The following is a 1,950-nucleotide window of genomic DNA, read 5'->3' as shown; positions in this document are numbered from 1 at the left end:
GTTCGGCGCGGCTCCCCCGGGCGGGCCCGCCGACGCGTGGATCGGCCGGGCGCCGATGAGCTGCGTCCCTGGGGAGGACTGGGCTTCCTGGTACGCGTCGGACCGCGTGCTGCCCTACGTCCGCCGGGCGGTCGACGCGGGGACGTTCGACGCGGCGGAGGCGGCGCTGTTCGAGCGCGCGTGCGACCGCATCCCGCCGTCGGCCGAGCCCCCGGCGCGGCTGCACGGCGACCTGTGGACGGGCAACGTCCTGTGGGACGGCCGCGAGGCGTGGCTGATCGATCCGGCCGCCCACGGCGGGCACCGCGAGACGGACCTGGCGATGCTGCACCTGTTCGGGTGCCCGCACCTCGGCAGCGTGCTGGGCGCGTACGAGGAGGTCGCACCGCTGGCCGACGGCTGGGCCGGGCGGATCGGGCTGCACCAGCTGTTCCCGCTGCTCGTGCACACCGTCCTGTTCGGACGGTCGTACGCCGGGCAGGCGGTGGCCGCGGCCCGCTCGTTCTAGCAGTGCTGGAGCATGCTTTCGAGGGCCGTCTTTTCGGGGACGGTGATCGTGAGGCCGTAGTTGCTCTTGACCACGATCCAGTCGGTGGCGTAGGTGCACCAGTAGGAGACCAGCGGCGGTTTCCACTGGTCCGGCGCCTTGTCGCTCTTCTGCTCGTTGAGGTTGTCGGTGACCGCGTGCAGCTGCGGGCGGATCAGGTCGTTGGCGAACTGCTCGCGGCGCTCCTGGGTCCACGACTTCGCGCCGCTCACCCAGGCCTGACCCAGCGGCACCATGTGGTCGATGTCCACATCGGACGCCTTCTTCCAGGTCTCGCCGTCGTACTCGCTGACCCAGGTGCCGGACTTGGGGGCGCAGTCGGCGTTGGTGGTGACGTCCTTGCCGTCACGCTTGAGGACCTGCTCGCGCGTGTCGCAGGCGCCGTCGACCTTGTCCCAGTGCGGGAACTTCTCGCGGCTGTAGCCGTCCATCGTGCCGCGCACGGCGACCTTGAGCTGCGCCAGCTGGGCCTTGGCCTCGCCGGGCGCGATCGGCGGCGCGGCGGCGGTCCCGGCGGGCTGTGACCCGGCCTGGGAGCCGGAGGCCAGTCCGTCGGGCACCTTGCAGCCGGTGAGGGACGCGCCCGCGAGGACGGCCAGCAGGACGAGCGCTCGGGTGCGCGGCATCGTGAACCCCTTTCACGTCTACCGGGAGGTGCCCAGGCGACGCGCGGGGGAAACGGTGCAGATGGCCTAGTTGGCGCGAAACTCACGAGCCGTGGAAGACCTGTGCGACGAAGACGGCGGCGATCACCCCCACGGTGACGAGCACGGTCAGCACGAAGACCAGGCCCCACGGCACCTGCCGGATCGGCCGCTGCCGAGGGAAGACGGAGTGCCCCCGCGGTCCGGGCGTCCGCGGGCCGGGATCATCGGCGGCCGCCGGAGGCGGATCGGGCGGCAACGGCAGGACGGCGGGGAGCACGGGCAGCCGCTCGAGCTTAGGCAAGCGGGCGGGGAAGCCATCGGCGAGCAGCGCGGCCCGCGGCGGGGCGAGGTGCGCGAGGGAGAGGGCGTAGCAGGCGTCGAGGACGTCGTCGGCCGACCAGACGGTCCGCCACCGGTTGTGCTGCCCGATGATCCGCCGCAGCCCCCGCGGATCGGCGAGCACGACGGCCACACCGGGGAAGGAATCGGTTCCCAGCCAGGGCGGGTCGAGATGGTCCCGGGCTTGGTCCGGCGCGGGTTCGCCAGGGTCCTGCTCGCGCCAAGCCGAGCCCGGCTCGCGGTCGCCCGGGGGCGGTTCGCCCCAAGTTTGGCTCGGCTTCGCGCCACCCTCGTCGCGCTCATCCCAGGGTTGATCCTGCTCACGCCAAGCCGAGCCCGGCTCGCGGCCGCCCGGGGACGGTTCACTCCCGGTCTGGTGCGGCTTCGCCCCACCCTCGTCCCGCTCACCCCACGATT

At 72.9% G+C, this 1,950-nt stretch carries 2 protein-coding genes and 1 pseudogene; 1 reads left to right on the top strand and 2 read right to left on the bottom strand.

Annotated elements, in window-relative coordinates; translation table 11 throughout:
* Positions 1-508, top strand: a 508-nt coding sequence (locus AB0M83_RS32650) for a fructosamine kinase family protein (RefSeq protein WP_364522819.1), incomplete at its 5' end; no start/stop codon positions are given.
* Here the strand turns inward: AB0M83_RS32650 and AB0M83_RS32645 are convergent.
* Positions 505-1,173 (bottom strand): HNH endonuclease family protein, encoded by a 669-nt coding sequence (locus tag AB0M83_RS32645; RefSeq protein ID WP_364522817.1) that lies wholly within the window; start codon positions 1,171-1,173, stop codon positions 505-507. The two genes, AB0M83_RS32650 and AB0M83_RS32645, sit on opposite strands and share 4 nt — an antisense overlap.
* An 82-nt stretch (positions 1,174-1,255) precedes the next feature.
* A pseudogene (locus tag AB0M83_RS32640) lies at positions 1,256-1,950 on the bottom strand (hypothetical protein); the annotation flags it as partial.

Origin of the sequence: Amycolatopsis sp. NPDC051106, from assembly GCF_040682775.1 — a bacterium.
Lineage (GTDB): Bacteria > Actinomycetota > Actinomycetes > Mycobacteriales > Pseudonocardiaceae > Amycolatopsis.
The sequence above is the reverse complement of the archived record's forward strand: the minus strand, read 5'-3'. Positions and strand labels throughout refer to the sequence as shown.

What these genes read in the sequence shown, in the direction of transcription:
- AB0M83_RS32645 (WP_364522817.1), bottom strand. Translation starts at nt 1,173, where the DNA reads ATGCCGCGCACCCGAGCGCTCGTCCTGCTGGCCGTCCTCGCGGGCGCG.